18 protein-coding genes are annotated in these 19,871 nt (G+C 48.6%); 10 read left to right on the top strand and 8 right to left on the bottom strand.

All coding sequences use genetic code 11. From position 1 onward, the window contains the following. The first annotated feature begins 59 nt into the window (after nucleotides 1-59). The 5 genes from PKOR_RS07075 to PKOR_RS07050 all read left to right on the top strand — a co-directional run bounded on the left by PKOR_RS07075 (nucleotide 60) and on the right by PKOR_RS07050 (nucleotide 5,527). Nucleotides 60-848: an SDR family oxidoreductase gene (locus tag PKOR_RS07075; protein ID WP_046309949.1), complete on the top strand. Its 789-nt coding sequence runs from the start codon at nucleotides 60-62 to the stop codon at nucleotides 846-848. 333 nt (nucleotides 849-1,181) lie between these two features. Next, on the top strand, nucleotides 1,182-2,627 hold the full coding sequence (locus PKOR_RS07065; protein ID WP_046309947.1) for an aldehyde dehydrogenase: 1,446 nt from the start codon (nucleotides 1,182-1,184) through the stop codon (nucleotides 2,625-2,627). A gap of 2 nt (nucleotides 2,628-2,629) precedes the next feature. After that, on the top strand, nucleotides 2,630-3,166 hold the full coding sequence (locus tag PKOR_RS07060) for a hypothetical protein (protein WP_046309946.1): 537 nt from the start codon (nucleotides 2,630-2,632) through the stop codon (nucleotides 3,164-3,166). Nucleotides 3,167-3,305: 139 nt separating this feature from the next. Beyond that, on the top strand, nucleotides 3,306-4,577 hold the full coding sequence (locus tag PKOR_RS07055; RefSeq protein WP_046309945.1) for a chloride channel protein: 1,272 nt from the start codon (nucleotides 3,306-3,308) through the stop codon (nucleotides 4,575-4,577). Nucleotides 4,578-4,648: 71 nt separating this feature from the next. After that, nucleotides 4,649-5,527, top strand: coding sequence for a RelA/SpoT domain-containing protein (locus PKOR_RS07050; RefSeq protein WP_046309944.1), 879 nt, complete (start codon nucleotides 4,649-4,651; stop codon nucleotides 5,525-5,527). Nucleotides 5,528-5,613: 86 nt separating this feature from the next. On the opposite strand, the gene PKOR_RS07045 is transcribed toward PKOR_RS07050, so the two are convergent. The 3 genes from PKOR_RS07045 to PKOR_RS07035 all read right to left on the bottom strand — a co-directional run bounded on the left by PKOR_RS07045 (nucleotide 5,614) and on the right by PKOR_RS07035 (nucleotide 10,890). Further along, complete coding sequence (locus PKOR_RS07045; RefSeq protein ID WP_046309943.1) at nucleotides 5,614-7,845, bottom strand: S9 family peptidase; 2,232 nt, start codon at nucleotides 7,843-7,845, stop codon at nucleotides 5,614-5,616. 243 nt (nucleotides 7,846-8,088) lie between these two features. Further along, nucleotides 8,089-9,630: an OmpP1/FadL family transporter gene (locus PKOR_RS07040; protein ID WP_046309942.1), complete on the bottom strand. Its 1,542-nt coding sequence runs from the start codon at nucleotides 9,628-9,630 to the stop codon at nucleotides 8,089-8,091. A gap of 27 nt (nucleotides 9,631-9,657) precedes the next feature. Further along, the gene (locus PKOR_RS07035; RefSeq protein ID WP_046309941.1) at nucleotides 9,658-10,890 is read right to left on the bottom strand and encodes a hypothetical protein; all 1,233 of its coding nucleotides are present in this window, start codon (nucleotides 10,888-10,890) and stop codon (nucleotides 9,658-9,660) included. Between the two features lie 196 nt (nucleotides 10,891-11,086). On the opposite strand from PKOR_RS07035, the gene proS reads away from it, so the two are divergent. The 3 genes from proS (at nucleotide 11,087) to floA (ending at nucleotide 14,226) form a co-directional block, all read left to right on the top strand. Then, complete coding sequence (gene proS / locus PKOR_RS07030; RefSeq protein WP_046309940.1) at nucleotides 11,087-12,565, top strand: proline--tRNA ligase; 1,479 nt, start codon at nucleotides 11,087-11,089, stop codon at nucleotides 12,563-12,565. A gap of 181 nt (nucleotides 12,566-12,746) precedes the next feature. Then, complete coding sequence (locus PKOR_RS07025) at nucleotides 12,747-13,220, top strand: NfeD family protein (RefSeq protein ID WP_046309939.1); 474 nt, start codon at nucleotides 12,747-12,749, stop codon at nucleotides 13,218-13,220. Nucleotides 13,221-13,230: 10 nt separating this feature from the next. Then, entirely contained in the window at nucleotides 13,231-14,226 is a 996-nt protein-coding gene (gene floA / locus PKOR_RS07020; RefSeq protein ID WP_046309938.1) for a flotillin-like protein FloA, read from the top strand. Between the two features lie 91 nt (nucleotides 14,227-14,317). On the opposite strand, the gene PKOR_RS07015 is transcribed toward floA, so the two are convergent. From PKOR_RS07015 to PKOR_RS07005, 4 genes are all read right to left on the bottom strand, one after another. Next, nucleotides 14,318-14,662 carry a hypothetical protein gene (locus PKOR_RS07015; protein WP_148561645.1) on the bottom strand — a complete coding sequence of 115 codons (345 nt, stop codon included), beginning with the start codon at nucleotides 14,660-14,662 and terminating at the stop codon, nucleotides 14,318-14,320. 146 nt (nucleotides 14,663-14,808) lie between these two features. Further along, nucleotides 14,809-15,090, bottom strand: a complete 282-nt coding sequence (locus PKOR_RS25525) for a hypothetical protein (protein ID WP_235337308.1) — start codon at nucleotides 15,088-15,090, stop codon at nucleotides 14,809-14,811. Between the two features lie 72 nt (nucleotides 15,091-15,162). Further along, the gene (locus tag PKOR_RS25520) at nucleotides 15,163-15,552 is read right to left on the bottom strand and encodes a PKD domain-containing protein (protein ID WP_235337307.1); all 390 of its coding nucleotides are present in this window, start codon (nucleotides 15,550-15,552) and stop codon (nucleotides 15,163-15,165) included. A gap of 224 nt (nucleotides 15,553-15,776) precedes the next feature. Next, a complete protein-coding gene (locus PKOR_RS07005; protein ID WP_046309936.1) occupies nucleotides 15,777-16,619 on the bottom strand; it encodes a hypothetical protein in 843 nt (280 codons plus the stop codon). Between the two features lie 101 nt (nucleotides 16,620-16,720). Between PKOR_RS07005 and PKOR_RS07000 the strand changes: the two genes are divergently transcribed. Continuing rightward, a complete protein-coding gene (locus tag PKOR_RS07000) occupies nucleotides 16,721-17,704 on the top strand; it encodes an isopenicillin N synthase family dioxygenase (RefSeq protein ID WP_046309935.1) in 984 nt (327 codons plus the stop codon). A gap of 82 nt (nucleotides 17,705-17,786) precedes the next feature. Continuing rightward, complete coding sequence (gene chrA, locus PKOR_RS06995) at nucleotides 17,787-18,956, top strand: chromate efflux transporter (RefSeq protein ID WP_046309934.1); 1,170 nt, start codon at nucleotides 17,787-17,789, stop codon at nucleotides 18,954-18,956. 41 nt (nucleotides 18,957-18,997) lie between these two features. Here chrA and rfbA read toward each other — a convergent pair whose 3' ends face one another. After that, nucleotides 18,998-19,870, bottom strand: a complete 873-nt coding sequence (rfbA, locus tag PKOR_RS06990; RefSeq protein WP_046309933.1) for a glucose-1-phosphate thymidylyltransferase RfbA — start codon at nucleotides 19,868-19,870, stop codon at nucleotides 18,998-19,000. Nucleotide 19,871 lies beyond the last annotated feature (1 nt).

Here is a 19,871-nt window from a genome sequence, read left to right as displayed (position 1 = left end):
GTATGCTTCCCCAGTAGCACATTCATGCTTCTTTATGCAGTTTTACGTACATTTAGCCTATGGATTTAAACCTGAAGAACAAACACGCCCTGGTGTGTGGCAGCACACAGGGTATCGGCAAAGCCGTAGCCGTAGAGCTGGCGCAATTAGGAGCTAATGTTACACTGGTAGCTCGTAACGAGCAGAAACTACAGCAGGTAGTTACTGAACTAGATACACAGCAAGGCCAGAAGCACGATTACATTGTTGCTGACTTTACAAACCCCTACGAGTTGAACATTAGCGTGCAGGCTTACCTGAAGGCACAGCAGGAAGTGCACATCCTGGTAAACAATACCGGAGGCCCTCCCGGTGGCCCCATCACAGAGGCGATCAGCGATGAGTTTGTGGCCGCTTTCAACCAGCACCTGATAGCAAACCACCTGTTGGCTAAAGCCGTGATACCTTATATGAAAGAGGCAAAGTATGGCCGCATCATTAACATCATCAGCACTTCTGTAAAGCAGCCGCTAAATGGTTTGGGTGTATCAAACACCATTCGTGGGGCGGTGGCTAGCTGGGCAAAAACCATGGCTAATGAATTGGGGCCTCACGGTATCACTGTGAACAACGTTCTGCCTGGCTCTACCAACACTGGTCGCATCACTTCGCTAATTGAGAGCAAGGCGAGCAAAACTGGAAAAAGCCAGGAGGAGGTACGCCAGGAGATGGAAGCAGAGATTCCTGCACGCCGGTTTGCAGAACCCGAAGAAGTGGCCGCTGCAGCAGCATTTCTGGCTACACCTGCCGCAGCTTACATCAACGGCATTAATGTGCCAGTAGACGGCGGACGAACAGGGTGTTTATAGTACAGGATGGGTTAATCTGACCTGCAATGCTCCTGGTGCTGTTACTGCTGAATCTTGGGTTTCTTGCTGCATTGTCACGGCTATCCACCTGGTATAAGCTTAAGGCCGAAGATTATCTGTTTCACCTGATGTGCCTAAACCTTGTGGTAGTGTTGATGTATATCGGCAAGCAGCTTGAGATAGGCAACCATCATCCTGTTCCTGCAAAGTTTTTCGTATTACTTGTTGGCATTCATATAGCACTCGCGCCTTTCAGCAAGAGCATACAAAGGAAGCTCAAGCTTTTTCTTGAGAGGTTCAGAAGGTAAAGACCTGTGATGTAGCAATATTATTATGAAGCAGATCCAGAACTACATAAATGGCCAGTTAGTGGCGCCGGTAGCAGGGCAGCACATTGATAACTATAACCCGGCTACTGGCGAAGTATACTCGCTTATACCTGACTCTGATGAGCAGGATGTGGAGCGGGCGGCCCAGGCAGCACAGGCAGCTTTTCCGGCATGGTCTAAAACGCCAGCCGAGAAGCGTGGCCGTATTCTGATGCACATAGCAGACCTGATCGACCAGCACCTGGACTGCCTAGCTGAGGCTGAATCTGTGGATAACGGAAAACCGCTAAAGCTGGCGAGGACGGTAGATATACCACGTGCAAGCAGCAACATGCGTTTCTATGGTACGGCCATACAGCACTTTGCTTCAGAGGCGCATTATATGGAGGGCACAGAGGCCATTAACTATACTGTACGGCATCCGCATGGTGTGGCAGGCTGTATCTCGCCCTGGAACCTGCCTTTATACTTGTTTACCTGGAAAATTGCCCCTGCCCTGGCAGCTGGTAACTGTGTGGTAGCCAAGCCATCTGAGGTAACTCCCATGACGGCCTACCTGCTATCGGAGCTATGCATAGAGGCAGGACTACCTGCTGGTGTACTGAACATCGTGCACGGCTATGGTCATAAAGTTGGAGCTGCCATTGTGGCTCACTCTGAAGTACCGGTTATCTCCTTTACTGGGGGCACCAAAACAGGGCGAGCTATAGCAGCCACAGCAGCTCCTATGTTCAAGAAACTATCGCTGGAGTTGGGTGGCAAAAACCCAAACATCATCTTTGCTGATTGCGACTTCAACAACGCACTGCATACTTCCATCCACTCGTCGTTTGCCAACCAGGGGCAAATCTGTCTCTGTGGCTCCCGCATCTTCATTGAGCTGCCACTGTATGAGACGTTCCGGGATGCTTTTGTGGAGAAAGTAAAGGCCTTGACCGTAGGCGACCCGCTAGAGGAGGGTACCAAACAAGGAGCAGTGGTATCAGAGCAGCACATGCAGAAGGTACTGTCTTATATTGAACTGGCGAAACAGGAAGGCGGCACCATCCTTACAGGCGGCCACCAGGTGCAAGTAGAAGGGCGCTGCACCAAGGGCTGGTTTATCGCCCCCACCGTTATAGAAGGCCTGCCCTATAACTGCCGCACCAACACCGAAGAGATTTTTGGCCCTGTCGTTACCCTCACCCCTTTCGACACAGAAGAAGAAGTTATCCAGTACGCTAACTGCACCGACTACGGCCTCTCCGCCACCATCTGGACACATAACCTACAACGGGCACATCGCGTGGCACACCAGGTACACAGCGGCATTATCTGGATCAACACATGGCTCCTCCGCGACCTGCGCACGCCGTTCGGTGGCATGAGAAATTCCGGCGTAGGCCGAGAAGGTGGCTTTGAGGCACTGCGCTTCTTTACAGAGCCACAGAATGTTTGCGTGAAGCTGTAAGAATGGAGCTTATACCTGTCCAGAAATCCTTCGAAGAAACGTATAGGCAGCTGCTGTTTACTGATAGGTACCTGGTTTCGGCTGCGAACAGGAAATATCTTATCAGGGGCGTTGTTTATGCGGTTTTTACTGTTGCTATCGTACTTATCTTCATCTTTACAGACAGCAGTTATGGAGCCTCCGGAATTTTTATACTGCCATTGTTCTGGGTTTGCTTTGGCCTATACTTGCTCTATTTAAGATGGAGAACGCATAAACGCCGAAAGGTTATACTTAAAGAGCTTGCACAGTCAAGTATAGAAGAAAGCTCTTCGGATATGAGGCTCAGCTTTACAGAGGACGAAGTAAGTGTAATGCAGAACCAATCTGTAACCTCTGTAAAATGGGACAGCTTCAGAGCCTTTTTAGAAGAAGAAGATACTGTGTACTTATTTCAGGATGAACCATACGCCGCATGGTCTTTTTCTGAGAAGGAAATAGGCAGTGTGGCCGTCTCTAGACTAAAAGAGCTGGCAAGATCAAAACTACCTATTCTCTAAAAAGGGCTTTTAAGTCTTTTTCGAAAATCAATCTCCTGGCAGTTCAAGCTTGCGCTTACATTAACATGATATAGTCCTTGAAACTGCGACTTCCCTACGGAACTTTACCTCCTCTCCACTTTATCCGTACCTTTGCAGGATGGACTTTAGAAGAAGACGACTAGCTGTTACGCTTCGTAACCAGCTAAACTATCCTTTACAGTTTAATCCTTTTGTTTTCAGCAAGATTTTCCTGCTGTGGGTAGCTATTGGTATTGTTGGTGGTGTTATTGCAGGCCTTTACTGGACTGTATTGGAGGGATTTCTTCATTTCTTGGCTCCTATACAGGGGCTTTGGGTAATTCCGCTGATGGCTGCGGCAGGTTTGTTGGCAGGTTTCATCATCCATAAACTGGGAGACCCTGGCGAGATGGACCTCATCGTAAACAACGTACGCTTTAAAGGAGGGCACCTGGAGCCGAAAAATAACCCATCTATGATCTTATCGTCGTGGCTATGCATTGCCAGTGGCGGCAGCGCCGGACCAGAGGCACCTTTAGTACAAGTGGTAGGCTCTACAGGAACCTGGATCGCCAAAAAGATGAAAATAAGAGGCGAGGATCTTCGGTCTCTTACCATAGCCGGTATGGCTGCCGCGTTTACCGCACTATTCGGGGCACCGCTTGGCGGCACCTTGTTTGCCCTCGAAATTCTGCACCACAAGCACGTGGTGGAGTATTACCAGGCGCTTATACCGGCTTTCGTAGCCAGCTGCTCCAGCTATGTCATCTTTATACTTATCACGCATATTGGCATCGGCCCCACCTGGAACTTCCCGGTATACTCCGCTCCTGAGCTAAACGACTTTTTCTACGCCATGCTCTATGCTTTGGCAGGTACGGCTGCAGGTTGGCTGTTCATTTTTACCGTACGCCAGTGCCGCAGCTTGTTTAAGAGGTTGAGGGTTCCGATTTATATAAAGATGATGGTAGGAGGTTTATTGATCGGCACCATCGCCTACTATGTGCCCCTCTCCCGCTACTTCAGCCACGACGAGCTCAATATACTTTTAGAAGAACAAACAACGCTGGAGTTCCTGCTTATACTTTTGGTGGCTAAAATTCTGGCTATCAGCTTTACCGTTACCTCTGGCTGGCGGGGGGGCTTTATTATTCCGCTGTTCTTTGTGGGCGCTACCGTTGGTTTGATTGTGAACAACCTGTTTCCGGGCCAGAACCTGCCGCTTATACTTGTTAGCTGCATGGCTGCCATCAACGCCTGCGTTACGCGCACGCCCATTAGCACGATCATACTGCTTTCTACCTTAACAGGCTTCCATCACTTTATACCAATTATGTTTGCCAGCCTCACAGGCTTTTTCTTGGCTCCTAAAACGCCGCTTATCAATGCGCAGCTTGGGGTAAAGGAATAGCTTAAAAGATTAAGATATGTGACTATGTGCTTTTATACTGCTGAAGCGTACTATTTAAGAAACGTTTCAGCATGCTTCAATACAGCAAAGCAAATACAGCCTCTCTGCCTTTTATACTTGACTTGCTTGGTACAAGCGAGCAGGCTTTGCATGTGCAGAGGCTGGAGCCAAAGGAGCTGCTGGCAATCTACAACGACTACACCAGCCGGCAGCGTGAGCTACAGGATATAGCTGTGTTCATGGCTAACATGCTAACAAAAGTAGAGGGTGTACACTCTGTTAAATACCGGCTGAAGGACCCGCTCCACCTGCTCCAGAAGATCATTCGCAAAAAGAAAGAATACCCCGAGAGGCATTTTACCAGCAGTAGCTACCTAAACCTGATCAACGACCTGATAGGTTTGCGGGTACTGCATCTTTACAAGGAGTCGTGGGTGAACACCAGTAGGTACATACAGCAGGTATGGCAGCTGAAGCGGCCTCCTTACGCATATATAAGAGGCAATGAGGACAATGCGCACCTTCAGGCTTTTGCTTCGCACGGTTGTAAAATTATGTCGCACCCTTCGGGGTATAAGGCTGTACACTTTGTAATAGCAACACAACCTTGCAAACAGCGCTACTTTGCTGAGGTGCAACTCAGAACACTTTTTGAAGATGGCTGGAGCGAAGTAGACCACAACATCCGGTATCCAAACCACAAAACCGACGAACTGCTTCACTACCTGCTGCAGCTTCTGAACAAGCTCACCAGCCACGCTGATGAGCTGGCCTCCCTCATCCGGGAGTTAGCTTTGGAGATTGGAAAGGAGCCTTCCTTCAACAGCTCGAGCCACTTTGATGAACGACATAGAAAGCTGGTTTGGATACAACAGAGTATTGCAAAGCTCCCGATAATGGAAGCAGAGAAACAGAAGCTTCAGGAGTACATTGTCAAGGTGCTCAAGTAGGCAATCGGTCTGTTTTTCAAAGTTCAAAAGCTAAAAAAGGCCCACCGTTTCCGGCAGGCCTTTTCATACTTCAGAGAAGCTTATACTTATTGATTCACTTCTTTCTTGTTGATCAGCTTACGCTCCAGGAAGTCTGTCATCATCTTAAAGCGGTGCAGCGACGTAATGCCTCCACCTACGCTGTGGTTACGGTTCGGGTAGTAAAAGCTCTCGAATTGCTTATTAGCGCTGATCAAGGCGTCCTGCATGGCTACAGCATTTTGGAAATGCACGTTATCATCGCCAGTACCGTGGATCAGCAGTAGCTCGCCCTGTAGCTGGTCAGCGAAGTTCAGCGGAGAGTTGTCATCATAACCGGCAGCATTCTCCTGAGGTGTTTTCAGGAAGCGCTCAGTATAGATTGTGTCGTAGAATCTCCAGTTAGTTACAGGAGCTACTGAAATACCTGCAGCAAACACGCCGTCACCTTTAGTCAGGCCTAACAGCGTCATGTAACCGCCAAAGCTATGGCCCCAAATACCAATGCGGTCCTTATCTATGTAAGGCTGCTTACCCAGCCATTTAGCCGCCTCAATCTGGTCCTCAATTTCATACTTACCCAGGTTAGCATAGGTCACTTTCTTGAACTCAGCGCCTCGGGCACCGGTACCGCGGTTATCTACGCTCACAACGATCACACCTTTGTCGGCAAGCACCTGATGCCACAGGTAGTTGCTACCCCCCCAGCTGTTGGTTACAGTTTGTGAACCTGGACCACCGTATACGAACATCAGCACAGGGTACTTCTTGTTCGGGTCGAAATCTGTTGGTTTAATCATCCATCCGTTCAGCTTGGTGCCATCTGGTGTGTTCATAGAGAAGAACTCCTGCTTTGCAACATCGAATTGTGCCAGCGTATTCTTCAGTTGCGAGTTGTCCTCCAGCAACTTTATCAGCTTACCGTCCTTAGCAGTGTGCAGGCTTACGGTTGGCACTGTATTGGCGGCAGAGTAATAATCCAGGTAGTACTTAAAGTCGTTACTCATGTTCACGCGGTGTGTACCCTCCTTGTGGGTCAGGCGCTGCTTCTTCTTGCCCTTGCTACTGATGCTGTACAAGTGGCGATCCAGCGGCGACACTTCGGTAGACATGTAGTACAGGCGGTCGTTTTTCTCATCGTAACCAACAAACTCGCTCACCTCCCAGTTACCAGCGGTGATCTGGCGCACCAGCTTACCGTTCATGTTGTACAGGTACAAGTGGTTGTATCCCTTCACCTCCGATGAGTGGATAAAGTATTTGCCATCTTTCAGGTAAGTCAAATCATCAGTAACGTCGATGTAAGCTTTGTCAGTCTCCTTCAGCACTACATTGGCTTTACCTGTGGTAGCATTGGCGTGCAGAATCTCCAGTGTGTTCTGCAGGCGGGTCATCTTCTGGATAGACAGCAGGTTTGCATCGTTGGTCCACTTAATGCGCGGGATGTAGATGTCTGCTTCATTGCCAGTATCCATCTTTACAGTTTTGCCATTGTTCACGTCATACACCGAAACCTTAACTGCAGAGTTAGCCTCACCAGCTTTCGGGTACTTAAACTTGTAATCCTGCGGATACAGATCGCCCCACATTTGCATGTTATACTCCGGTACATTGGTCTCGTTAAAAGTATAGAAGGCTATCTTTTTACCGTCCGGTGACCAGTGGAAGCCTTGTGCAAAGCTGAATTCTTCCTCATACACCCAATCTGCATAACCGTTGATGATAGAGTTGAATTTGCCGTCAGTAGTGATTTGCGTTTCCTGCATATTGCTCAGGTCCGTTACGAACATGTTATTCTCACGGGCAAAGGCTACACGCTTAGCATCTGGCGAGAAAGTAGCATACATCTGCTTGCCTCCGCTGCTCAGCTTGGTCAGTTTTTTTGTAGGGATGTCGTAGATGTAAAACTCTGCCTTAGAAGAGCGACGGTAGATTGGCTCTGTTTCGGTAGAGAACAGCACCTTCTGCTCATCTGAGGAGAAAGTATAATCATCGTACTGGATTGGCGCACTGCTGCCAGCCGGCACCAGGTTCTCACCTTCAATAATGGTATTAACAGGCTGCCCTGTCGTTACATCGTACTTTACGATGTCGTATACTCTGTTCTTTTCGTCGGGCACCTGCGAACTGTAGTAGCGGCCATCGCTCATCCAATTAACGCCATACACCGACTTTGCCCGGAATGTACCTTTCTGGTAGATGTCTTCCAGGGTAATATCTTTTTTCTGCTGCGCCTGCGCCACAAAGGCAAAACACAGAAGCACGGCAGCCAAAAGATTTGATTTTAGTCTGATATGCATGCTTTAAAATTTAGTTTTAGTTTAGCTCCTCTAATTTAGGGGAATAATGTGGTTTAGCCATAAACAGGCTGCTAAAACCGTACCCTTAGCTACGTTAGAGGCAACTTTATAATAAATTATCAACTAGCAGGCTTTTTTCTAAGGGTGATCCTTAGAAAATCGACGCTTTACACTTGGAGCAAACGCAAAGCGGCAGCCCCTTTAAGAAGCTGCCGCTTTGCGTTTCTGTTTATACTTTCTCTTTTAGAAGTTAAAGCCTAAGGTCAGGAGCGCTGAACTCTGCTTTCTGTCTATGTTCAACATAGGCTCTCCAGTAGTTCTAAGTGAGTAAGGAGAGTAAGACGTACCACTTACAAAAGGAGCGTAGTCAGTATTCTGTTGTGAATGCACGTAAGCAGCATCTACATAGAAGTTCTGCAGCCTTATGCCAACACCGAAAGTATAGTTGTGTGTTGGGCCATACTTGTAGTTGATAAAGCCGGCATCATAGCTAGAGCCACCTTCAGGATCAGCATTATAGGCATAGCCTGCGCGCACCCTGAATACTTCATAGCGGCCTTCTGCCCCGATTCTATAGTTTACAGCTGAGCTGTTGTTGTTAGCAACTCCCTCATTGATATCGTCAAAGAAACCGCCTGAAGAGAAGTCATCATCCTCTCTATACTTAGCCTTGCCGTAGTTCACGAATTCTACATCGGCAGTTATAAAGCCATACTTGCCGGCAAATACTGCCACACCGCCAGTAGCTCTGAAAGGGGTTACCAGGCGGTACGAGAACTGACCAGGAACCTCAGCAGCTGTTTCCACACCGTCATCAAACGTAGTAGAGAGTCTGCGCTGGTAGTCATCGTCAAAAGTATAGGCTGTTGGTGTTTGTATGCTTAAACCGAAGCGTAAAGCATCTATCGGGCGGGCAATCAAACCTACCTTCAGGTTTACGCCTGCTCCAGAGGTCGAAAATTCATCCACATACTCCAGGCTGGTAAAGGAGGTACTTGGCTCTCCTTCAGCCTCAGTATAAATGCTCTCCTGTGAGTAATCTACCGTTACAATGCCCAGGGAAGCACCAATATAGAGTCTGTCTTTGTAGCTGGTACCCACACCTATGTCGATCTGGTTTTGAGCACCTTTCCTGATGATTTCCTCACGCTGAGCTATTCTGCCTACACGCTCGGTGGCGAATATTTCTCCGTCCTCATTCACATCAAATAAATAGGCTCCATAACCTAAGCCCTCTAAAGTAGTGATGCCGGCATCATACTCATTATCCAGGCTTGCTCTGGTACGCCCATTCTCGGCTGCAAGGTCTGCAAAGTATTCTACTATGGTTGGGTCAGTTTCTCCAGACTGAGTACGGTAAGAAGTATAACGCTCGTTAAAGTTGTTTAGCCTTGTGAAGCCAACCCCAAAAGTAAGGCCTCGCCACTCGCTCAGGTCATCATCTCCTTTTCTTTTGGAAACTACCACCCCCAACTGCGGAAACACGAAGTTGCTGTTGCTGCTTGTATTTCGCTCCCCTAAAATAGAGGTGTTGTTGTTGAAAGACTGTATTCCTGGGGTAACGGTAAACTCAGAGCGGCGGAACATCCCCAAGCCGGCAGGATTACCGGAAAGGCTGGAGATATCGGCTCCCAGTGCTGTTTGTGCTCCACCCATACCTTGTATTCGCGCAGTACCCGATATACCCATTTGTGAGTAGCGCAGGGCATCTACCTCGGTTTGGGCAAAAGCAGTACCACCCCAGCCTAGCATTAAGGCTAGGCTGGCCAATAGTGTCTTCTTCATTTGTTATATAGTTTTTATACTATGCTGCTAATTGTTTCCTCGTGTAGGACGACCACCACCGCTGCTGCTGCCCGAAGACGAGCTATTGCTACTGCTGTTGCTGCTCCTGTTGATAGATGGGCTTGGTGAGCTACTCGGGCGGCTCTCGAAAGTGCTGCGGCTTGGGCGGCTTTCAACTGAACGACTGCGCTCAATGGATCTGCTAGGCTGGCTGCTACGCTCAATTGTACGCGTACGTATCTCGCGGCGCTGCTGCGGCTCTGTTGAGCGGCTTGGCGTATACTCACGAGTTCGTGTATTGCGGCTGCCTGGCGTTACAGCTGGCTGTGCGCTCTGCTGCTCTACCCTGGTGCTATTGCCTGAACGGCGACTTGGTCTTGATGGCAGCTCAGGCTTGGCAGACCCAGTGCTTGGAGCTACTGTGCTGCGGCTGCTGCGTGTCTGACGACCAACAACACCCTGGCTTTGCTGCTGCTGCTCCAGGTTCTCGCCTCGCTCCACTCTTGCCGGTCTTCCTGTAGTGTTGCCGTTTAGCTGCGTATTGCGGCTATCGCGCGGGCCATACTGTACACGGGAAGCTTTGCCGATTACTACCGGTCTATCGTTGTACCATGTATATGGGTTGTGGGTATAATAGCCGTTATAGAACCCTCTGTTGTAGCCATTGTAGAAGCCGTATCCATAGCTGTTTGGCCACCAGTTGCTATAACCATAGTGAGGTAATCCGTAGAAGCCACGACCCCACCCATAGCTAAAGCTAATGCTTACGCCTGTTCTGAAACGGGCACTGCTCCAGAATGGGTCGTAGTAAAACGGATCATGAAAAAACGGATCATAGAATGGGTCGTAGAAAGCATAGCTCATACGGCGCGGAGCATAGGAACTACCCCAGTATGGGTCTACAAAAGAATAGTCCGGGCGATACCAGTTGTCGCGCTCGTCATAAGCACGGCCATCATAGTATTCGTCTCCAGAATAATTCTGCGTAATGTAGCTTTCTGAGTACTCAGGGTTCAGCACCTCACCTTCGGCAAGCGCCTCCTGGTTACTGTTATTGCTGTTCTCGTATTGTTGCTGTTGCTGCTGGCGTGCCTGTGTCGATGGCTGCACCTGTGCTGCCGGCTCCACGTACACTGTCTGATCCGATGAGCTGTAGTACATATCGTCGTACTCCGACGACTGCATTGCAACAGGGCTGCTACAGCCAACGGCCATCAGGGCAAGCACGGGGGCTAGAGTAAGTAATTTATATCTTTTCATGGCCTTTTGCTGGTGTTCTGATAGGTATTAACTTCTTCTATATCAAAGATAATCACAATTGGGGCAAAACCTTATCTATAGTATAATATTATTAACGTATTTTTGGGCCGGAACGATGTCCAGACACTGTCTGTATTATAACAAAATTTGTTCCAAAAGGATTATTTATTAGATAATAAAGATAAACTAAATTAAAATGAGCAAAGGGTTACCTAAAAGAAGCGACGATTACTCGCTATGGTATAACGAGCTGGTGAAGAAGGCGGGACTTGCAGAGAACTCGGCAGTACGTGGCTGTATGGTCATTAAGCCGTACGGTTTCGCCATCTGGGAAAAAATGCAGCGCGTGCTGGACGATATGTTCAAAGCAACCGGTCATGAGAATGCATACTTCCCCCTGTTTGTACCCAAAAGCTTGTTTGAGGCCGAAGAGCAGAACGCAGAAGGCTTTGCGAAAGAGTGTGCTGTAGTAACCCACTACCGCCTGCAGGCAGATCCGGATAATACCGGAAAGCTGCGCGTGGACCCAAACGCAAAATTGGAGGAAGAACTGATCGTGCGTCCTACCTCTGAAGCCGTAATCTGGAATACGTACAAAAATTGGATCCAAAGCTACCGTGACCTACCGCTGCTGATAAACCAGTGGGCAAACGTGGTGCGTTGGGAAATGCGTACGCGCCTGTTCCTGCGTACTGCTGAGTTCCTGTGGCAGGAAGGCCATACGGCACATGCTACGGCTAAAGAGGCCATAGCAGAGACAGAACAGATGCTGGAGGTATACGCTACCTTTGCTGAGAAGTACCTGGCGCTGCCAGTTGTTCGAGGTGTTAAAACACCAAACGAGCGTTTTGCCGGTGCTTTGGATACTTACTGCATCGAAGGTTTGATGCAGGACGGCAAGGCACTTCAGGCAGGTACCTCCCACTTCCTGGGCCAGAACTTTGCCAAAGCCTTTGATGTAAAGTATGCTACCAAAGAAGGTGGCCTGGAGCACGTGTGGGGCACTTCCTGGGGTGTAAGCACGCGCTTGATGGGCGCCTTGGTAATGGCACACTCTGATGATGAAGGCTTAGTGCTCCCTCCAAAACTGGCTCCAATACAAGTGGTGATTGTTCCGATCTACAAAGGAGAAGAGCAGTTGGCGCAAATCACCGAAAAAGTAAATCAACTGAAGCGTGAGCTATTGGCCAAAGGCATCAGTGTGAAATTTGATGACCGCGATACTGAACGCCCAGGCTTTAAATTTGCTGAGTGGGAGCTGAAAGGTGTGCCTGTTCGTGTTGCCATTGGTGCCCGTGACCTGGAGAATGGTACTGCTGAAATTGCACGCCGCGATACAAAGGAAAAGAGCACGCAGCAGTTTGATGCGCTGGCAGATTACATCCCGGCACTTCTTGACGAGATTCAGGAGAATATCTACCAGAAAGCCCTTAACTACCGCGAAGAGCATACTACCAAAGTTGACTCTTATGAGGAGTTTAAGCAGGTGCTAGAGACGAAAGGCGGCTTTATACTTGCTCATTGGGATGGCACTCCTGAAACGGAGGAGCGCATCAAAGAAGAGACCAAAGCAACTATCCGCTGCATTGCTCTCGATACACCAGCAGAAGATGGCGTGGATATGCTGACTGGTAAGCCAAGCAAGAAGCGCGTATACTTTGCCAAGGCCTACTAATAGTCCTTCTAGATGATACTTCCAGCGCCACCTGCCACCCGGCAGGTGGCGCTTTTGCTTTACAGGAGTACATAAAACAGGCGCTTTACAGACTATTGGAGGCAGTTCTGTAATAAGTATCAGTGAGTATGATAACATGAAGAAGAAAGTGCTATATTGTAGACTGTAATCGCGCCCTACCATGCTACTGGATTGGATCACAGTTATATCGCTTATCGGCATTGGCCTACTCCTGATCATAGTAGAGCTCATCTTTGTGCCGGGCACCACCATTGTAGGCATACTAGGCTTTATACTTACAGCCATTGGCGTTTGGATAGGTTATGCAGCACTAGGCACCGATACCGGCCACATCATACTTACCATTACTGTTCTTATAGCCGGGCTGGCATTCTTCTATAGTTTCCGCTCCGACAGCTGGACGCGCTTTGCGCTGAAAGACCAGAACAAGGGGCGCGTAAATGAGGATTATCAGCATACCCTGCAGTTAGGTGAAGAAGGAAGAACAATTTCAGCGCTGCGGCCGCAAGGTACAGCACTGTTCGCAGACCGACACCACGAGGTGCAGACGCTGGGGGAGTTTGTTGCGCCCAACACTCCTGTTCGTATTGTCAAACTAAACCAGAATAAGATTATAGTAGAAGCAATCTCCTAATCTCTCTCAAATGGAAAACCTAACCCCCATATTCCTTATAGCAGGTGGTATCGTCCTGCTGATCATCTTCCTGTACTTTGTCCCTATCAGCTTATGGATCACTGCGCTGTTCTCTGGCGTGAGGGTAGGTCTGCTGGAACTGGTATTCATGCGTATCCGTAAGGTGCCACCAAGCCTTATCGTGAACTCCATGATCAACGCGACGAAGGCAGGCATAGACGTAACCACCACTGAGCTGGAAACGCATTATCTTGCTGGCGGCAATGTGCCAAACGTAATTAAGGCCCTGATTTCTGCTGACAAGGCAAATATTCCGCTTTCGTTCAAGCAAGCCACCGCCATCGATTTGGCAGGCCGTAACGTGTTTGAGGCTGTAACTACCTCTGTAAACCCTAAAGTGATCAACACGCCAAACGTAGCAGCTGTAGCACAGGACGGTATACAGTTGATTGCCAAAGCTCGTGTTACAGTTAGAGCTAACATTATGCAGTTGGTGGGTGGTGCTGGCGAAGAAACCATACTTGCCCGTGTTGGTGAGGGTATAGTTACTTCCATTGGCTCCTCCGGCTCTCATAAGGTAGTGCTTGAAAACCCAGATATCATCTCAAAGCTTGTTCTCCAGAAAGGATTGGATGCCGGTACTGCTTATGAGATTCTCTCTATTGATATTGCCGACGTGGACGTAGGCGAGAACATTGGTGCTAAATTACAGATAGACCAAGCCAACGCCGACCTGAAGGTAGCGGAAGCGAAGGCTGAAGAGCGTCGTGCCATGGCAGTAGCTGTGGAGCAGGAGATGAAAGCAAAGGCACAGGAAGCCCGCGCCAACGTAATACAGGCCGAGGTAGAGGTACCACAGGCTATCGCGGCTGCTTTCCGAACCGGGAACCTGGGAGTTATGGATTACTACCGCATGCAGAACATCCAGTCTGACACCGATATGCGCAACAACATTGCTAACCCTGGCCAGGGTGGCGGAAACAGTCCTAACAGATCAAAAGAGTAGTAGTAGCACCTGCTTTTATACTTCAACGGCCACTCTATACATACAGAGTGGCCGTTGAAGTATAAAAGCAGGTGCTACTACTAGCTGTTTCTTATTCTTCGAGCTTTAGTTCATTTATCTTCCTGATTAGCTCACTGCGCCGCACCGTTACAAAGGAGTACACGCTACTGTCGCTGGTTGTCACCTCAAGCCTATACGGAAACATCAGCATCCATCTCTTCTCTTCTAAACCCACGATATCTCTTAGCTGTATAAAAGTGCTGTCTCGTCCATTTATGTAGAGCCCTCCATAGTAGGGTGAAGGCACAAATATTAACTCATTTTCTGTAGCTGCCACCCATCCCTTTGCTGGCCATATATGAGGCTTTTTTCTGTACAGCTCCACATTCTTCTGCACCATCAGCACTTCTTTGCCTGAAGAAGTATAGGATGGCACTCTTTTGCTACAGCCTGCCGCAGATACAAGCAAGAGCAAAGAAAGGAGCGCGTGCATTTTTAACACAACGTTAGATTTAACCCTTGCTCTAGGAGTAAAGTGAACCATAAGTGAATATGGCAAAACTACAAAGGAAAAGCCCCTGCCTATGAAAGCTTGGCTTTGAATTTTACAACGACATGAGAGCCCCAGTCGTCGTTACCGCGCTGCTGCGAATAATATCCTTCTTTCGTCGACTTGTCGAGGTAAAGACGGCCGCTACCTCCTGCCACCAAATTATGGGCAATTAACCTGTCCGCTTTGCCCTCGTTATGATCAAAAAACTTGAAGAAGGGAATTTCTTGCGCCATCATGTTCTGACCACCAAGCGCAATCCGATCCACGGCAAAAGTTATCGGTAGGTCTTCTCTGCTTATAGCGGGCCGCACTTCGCTTCTATATATTACCTGTTCTTCATTATTATAGGTGGAAATCTGCAAGTATACATCTGGGTTGCCCTCCTAAGGAGCAGCGATATCACCTCCCTCCAATGCATAATTTTCGAAATAGCTCTGCAACTGCACTTCGTAGGCATATAGCCGCACCACCTTTATCTTCTTCTCTACTGTCTTTGCAACGCCTGCTGTGTAGGTTGTAAGCGTAACAGTATATGTACCTGGCGCAGCATAAATATACGAATCAGGCTCCCGCTGTTTAGAGGTTGTGCCATTACCGAAATCCCAGTGATACCCATCTGCCTCGCTTACATTCTTTATGGTAACATACTCTTCTGTCGTATAAAACTCACCCGGAATAGTAAACTCAGGGGTAGGCACTATTATACTTTCATCTTTGCTACAAGAAAAAAGAAACAGAGCTAGCATGACGAGGAGAAAAGATGGTTTCTTCATTGCTTAGAGGCTTAGTGGAAAATTAAGGCACTGACTATACAACAACCTTACACATTATATTGAAATACAACCACTTGTAAATCTATAAAATTGTTATATATTAATCGACAAGCATATCTTATGTCTTAGCTCAACTGCACTCTATTCTCTACAGTACCAGCTAAAGCAATAAGGCCCGTCTCTAAGTATAGAGGCGGGCCTTATTGCTTTAGCTTTACACTGGCCTAAGCTGCAGGCTTCAATGTAAAGGTTCTTTCTACGCTGTTGAACGGACCAGGAAGTACGTTGCCGTTATTGTCAATCAGCTCCAGCTTAATGGTGTTCTCGCCCATCGGCAGGCCTTCCATAATGTATGGCATCCAGCGGTCAAGTATAAATTCTGTGCCGTTTATAGTAGCGCGCACTTTATTGCCTGTTGTAGAGAGGTCGGTGTTAACTAAGTAGAAGTCTAACATTACCTTCTCCGTTTCAGCAGGACCTACATATTCGCCTTTCGGGCGGCTGTAGAACATGTGCGGCGCACTTTCATCAAACTCCAGTGACTCGGTAGGCTTGCCTACTGTTATCTTGCGCAGGTCGTAAGCGCCTTTATGTTTCAAGCTTTCATGGTAAGAGCGCGACAAGAACGACAGAATCACATGCTCACCCTCTCCTATCTCCTTTGTAAATTCTGTCTCGTAATGAGCAGTGTATGGCTCATTGTCCACGATGTTGTGAATATGTTGTCCCTGGTGCGAGTTAGCCATATGCTCCGCATTAGAGTGCGGCGTCATGCGGGTAAGCTCATAGTTAGATAGCGAGTAAGAGAACTGTACTGGCCCTGGCTCTACCACACCTCCAGCTGGCGGTGTGTTCAGGCGCAGTTGCGACTCAGGATACCTCTGCGAATTATCAAATGCGTACACACGCAAACCGTTTTTGCTCATAACAGCACCAACAGGAGTAGGTCCCCCTACACTGGTTTCTGCGGGTGTTTGGTTCTCGGCTTCCTGCGTCTGTCTGGCAGTATCACAGGCCGAGAAGCATAGCATCAAGGCCGAAGCCACCAGTAGGTACATTTTTTTCATGGGTTTTTCGTTTGGTTAGCAATGAAGCTAATTTAGTAATTATTCTTTGTATATTGCGAACTACGTGAATATCACGATAAAGTATACGCTAAAAATTATATATGAGCGAGATTTTGTTTGACGAGATCCCTTCTCTCGACCTGGCGGATTTGACTTCTGGAGATGCGGAGAGAAAGGCTCAATTTGTTAAGCAGCTGGGCGAAGCCTACCAAAACATCGGCTTCATTGCCTTGCGTAACCATGGCCTTAGCGACGAGCTAACAGAGCAGCTTTACGCGGCCACAAAAGAGTTCTTTGCCTTGCCAGACGAGGTGAAGCAGAAGTATGAGCACCCGGAACTTGCCGGCCAGCGTGGCTATGTTGGCAAGGGGAAAGAGAAAGCAAAGGGATTCAACACTGGCGACCTGAAAGAGTTCTACCACGTAGGCCAGGAGCTGAGCGATATTCCAGACAGCGACCCTATTAAAGCAGAATATCCTGATAATGTCTTCCCAGAGGAGATACCAGCATTTAAAGAAGTAACTCTGGAGGCTTACCGCAGGCTAGAGGCTGCCGGGAAGCAAATATTACGTGCTATTGCCATTCACTTGGGCTTAGAGGAAAACTACTTTGATGAGAAAGTGAAGTATGGCAACAGCATTCTGCGCCCTATCCACTACTTCCCTATTGAAGATCCGGATAGCGTACCTGCTGATGCAGTGCGTGCTGCTGAACACGGAGACATCAACCTTATCACCTTACTGATGGGTGCCAGTGCCGATGGCCTGCAGGTACTTCGTCGTGATGGACAGTGGATTCCAATTACTGCGCTGCCAGAGCAAGTAGTGGTAAACGTAGGCGACATGCTGGCGCGTTTAACTAACAACAAGCTGAAGTCTACCATTCACCGTGTGGTTAACCCGCCGCGCGAACTGATGCATACTTCTCGCTACTCCATTCCGTTCTTTATGCACCCACGCTCCGAAATGGACCTGACTTGCCTGGAGAGCTGCATTGACGAGAAGAATCCAAAAGCCTACCCAGACGCGACAGCAGGTGAATACCTGACCGAGCGGCTGATAGAGCTTGGCTTAAAGAAAGTATAAGAATTGCTGGTCATTTGATCTAAGAACATAAAAAAGAGAGATAGCTAAAAAGCTGTTTCTCTTTTTTTATTTTTATGCCATCATGAGTTTGCGCTACTACATCTTCTTGAAAGATATTCTGGTATTGGCCCTCACTGCTTTTGGCGGGCCACAGGCGCATATTGCCATGATGTTCAAGCTACTTGTTGAGAAACGACGCTATATTACTGAACAAGAACTAATAGAGCTTAATGCGCTCTGTTCTGTTCTTCCTGGCCCCACCTCCACACAAACTCTCACAGCTATAGGCTTTAAGATAGGGGGACCCAACTTGGCTTATCTTACTTTACTGGTTTGGATCCTGCCTGCCGCTACCATCATGGCTCTGGCTGCTGTTACCATTTCTTACTTACAGGGGCAGGGGATTTCATTAGGCTTTCTGCGGTACATACAGCCGATGGCGGTAGGCTTTGTTGCCTATGCTGCTTATATGATCAGCGCAAAGGTGATACACACCAAGACAGCCGTTATATTGATGGTTATCTCGGCCATACTTGCTTACTTTTTCCATTCACCATGGGTATTTCCAGTACTGCTTTTAGCAGGCGGTGCAGTTACCGCCCTTCGCTTCAAAAAGCACCCTTTGGAGAAAGACAAGCGCATACATATTGAGTGGGCCAATTTTATACTTTATGTGGCTGTACTAGTTGTAGCAGCTGTGCTAGGTGCCTATACTTCGTCGCTGCCTGTGCGTTTGTTCGAAAATTTTTACCGTAACGGTAGCCTTGTATTTGGTGGCGGGCAGGTACTTATTCCACTGCTTTACACAGAATTTGTTGACTTCAAAGGCTACCTTACTGGTGAGGAGTTTCTTTCAGGTTATGCTATTGCACAGGCACTGCCAGGACCGACATTCTCCTTTACTTCTTTTGTAGGAAACCTGGCTATGCGAGACTATGGTATAGCCGGGCAGTTTTTAGGTTCTTTTGTGGCTACGGTTGGTATCTTTCTACCAGGCACCTTTCTCATCTTCTTTGTAATCAGATTCTGGGATGAACTGAAAAAGTACCGGGTAGTTCGTGCATCGCTGGAGGGAATCAGCGCCGTCAGCTCAGGTATGGTGGTAGCCGCCGCCATACTGCTTTACCATCCTATAGAGAACACATTTCTTAATTTTGGTATAGTCGTGGCCACATTCTGCCTGCTAATGTTCACCAAGACCCCCGCGCCTGTGCTCATACTTACGGGACTACTGCTTGGCTTTTTGTTGTAGTAAAAAAACCATGAACAGAAAAGGCTACCCTAAGGTAGCCTTTAAATTATTTTTTCCTTGAGTAACCTCAGCAGGTACTCACCGTACCCGCTCTTTCTCAGGGGCTCTGCAATTTCTCTGAGTTGCTCGTCTGAGATAAAGCCCATGCGCCAGGCCACCTCCTCAATGCAGCCGATCTTGAGCCCCTGCCGCTCCTCGATCACCTGCACAAAAGTTGCCGCCTGCATCAGCGAAGCTACCGTGCCCGTGTCCAGCCAGGCGGTGCCGCGGTTGAGGATGCCCACCTTCAGCTTGCCCCTCTTAAGGTACTCGCGGTTCACGTCCGTGATCTCATACTCGCCCCGCGCGCTTGGCTCCAGGCCTTTAGCGATTTCCACCACCTCATTATCATAGAAGTATAGCCCCGGCACAGCGTAGCTGCTCTTAGGCTCCTTCGGCTTCTCCTCTATGGAAACGGCAGTGTTGTTCTCGTCAAACTCCACCACCCCGTAGCGCTCCGGGTCATGCACGTGGTAGGCGTAGATCACCCCGCCATCAGGTTCTGAGTTCTGGCGCAGCACGCTACCCATGCCCGAGCCGTAGAAGATGTTATCGCCCAGCACCAGGGCCACCTTGTCTCGTCCGATGAACTCCTCGCCGATCACAAAGGCCTGTGCCAGCCCGTTGGGCTCCTCCTGCACGGCATAGCTGAACTTGCAGCCAAGGCGCGAGCCGTCGCCCAAGAGGCGTTCGAACATCGGCAGGTCGTGGGGCGTGGAGATGACGAGGATCTCTCGGATGCCCGAAAGCATCAGCGTGGAGAGCGGATAGTAGATCATCGGCTTGTCGTACACCGGCATCAGCTGCTTGCTCACCGCCAAGGTCAAGGGGTGGAGCCTGGTGCCCGAGCCGCCGGCAAGTATGATTCCTTTCATC

This window comes from Pontibacter korlensis (assembly GCF_000973725.1).
Classification (GTDB): Bacteria; Bacteroidota; Bacteroidia; order Cytophagales; family Hymenobacteraceae; genus Pontibacter; species Pontibacter korlensis.
This window is presented reverse-complemented; position numbering and strand designations above follow the sequence as displayed.

Coding starts and splice junctions, on each gene's coding strand:
- PKOR_RS07075 (WP_046309949.1), top strand. CDS start 60: ATGGATTTAAACCTGAAGAACAAACACGCCCTGGTGTGTGGCAGCACA.
- PKOR_RS07065 (WP_046309947.1), top strand. CDS start 1,182: ATGAAGCAGATCCAGAACTACATAAATGGCCAGTTAGTGGCGCCGGTA.
- PKOR_RS07060 (WP_046309946.1), top strand. CDS start 2,630: ATGGAGCTTATACCTGTCCAGAAATCCTTCGAAGAAACGTATAGGCAG.
- PKOR_RS07055 (WP_046309945.1), top strand. CDS start 3,306: ATGGACTTTAGAAGAAGACGACTAGCTGTTACGCTTCGTAACCAGCTA.
- PKOR_RS07050 (WP_046309944.1), top strand. CDS start 4,649: ATGCTTCAATACAGCAAAGCAAATACAGCCTCTCTGCCTTTTATACTT.
- PKOR_RS07045 (WP_046309943.1), bottom strand. CDS start 7,845: ATGCATATCAGACTAAAATCAAATCTTTTGGCTGCCGTGCTTCTGTGT.
- PKOR_RS07040 (WP_046309942.1), bottom strand. CDS start 9,630: ATGAAGAAGACACTATTGGCCAGCCTAGCCTTAATGCTAGGCTGGGGT.
- PKOR_RS07035 (WP_046309941.1), bottom strand. CDS start 10,890: ATGAAAAGATATAAATTACTTACTCTAGCCCCCGTGCTTGCCCTGATG.
- proS (WP_046309940.1), top strand. CDS start 11,087: ATGAGCAAAGGGTTACCTAAAAGAAGCGACGATTACTCGCTATGGTAT.
- PKOR_RS07025 (WP_046309939.1), top strand. CDS start 12,747: ATGCTACTGGATTGGATCACAGTTATATCGCTTATCGGCATTGGCCTA.
- floA (WP_046309938.1), top strand. CDS start 13,231: ATGGAAAACCTAACCCCCATATTCCTTATAGCAGGTGGTATCGTCCTG.
- PKOR_RS25520 (WP_235337307.1), bottom strand. CDS start 15,552: ATGAAGAAACCATCTTTTCTCCTCGTCATGCTAGCTCTGTTTCTTTTT.
- PKOR_RS07005 (WP_046309936.1), bottom strand. CDS start 16,619: ATGAAAAAAATGTACCTACTGGTGGCTTCGGCCTTGATGCTATGCTTC.
- PKOR_RS07000 (WP_046309935.1), top strand. CDS start 16,721: ATGAGCGAGATTTTGTTTGACGAGATCCCTTCTCTCGACCTGGCGGAT.
- chrA (WP_046309934.1), top strand. CDS start 17,787: ATGAGTTTGCGCTACTACATCTTCTTGAAAGATATTCTGGTATTGGCC.
- rfbA (WP_046309933.1), bottom strand. CDS start 19,870: ATGAAAGGAATCATACTTGCCGGCGGCTCGGGCACCAGGCTCCACCCC.